At 50.9% G+C, this 320-nt stretch carries 1 protein-coding gene; it reads left to right on the top strand.

Features of this window, described 5'->3' with window-relative positions:
• Positions 1-193: 193 nt before the first annotated feature.
• Positions 194-320: glycosyltransferase N-terminal domain-containing protein (locus EZM41_RS14870; protein ID WP_198471698.1), on the top strand; the 127-nt coding region annotated here is incomplete at its 3' end.

Consider the following 320-nt stretch of genomic DNA (forward strand, 5'->3'; position numbering starts at 1 on the left):
AATATAATTAAAACAGTGATCGGTAACGAGTGATCCGTGACAAGTGACGCGTTTACAGATCAGTGGGCTGTGCTTTGCGCAACAAGCATCACCCATTACTGATTACTGATTACTGATTACTGATTACTGATCACTCATCACTCATTGCTCACCGCCTGTTGCATTTGCTGCCTTATCGGGTATAATACTTTCCGTGGGCGACGTGCAGGCGGCCTTCCCTCTGATTAAAGCGATGCGCTCCGCTCTCATCGGCCCGATAATCCTCTCCACGGTGACTCCCACCGGTAAGGCCATGGCGCAGAGGCTTTGCGGCGGCATGA

Origin of the sequence: Acetomicrobium sp. S15 = DSM 107314 (assembly GCF_016125955.1) — a bacterium.
GTDB classification, from domain to species: domain Bacteria; phylum Synergistota; class Synergistia; order Synergistales; family Thermosynergistaceae; genus Thermosynergistes; species Thermosynergistes pyruvativorans.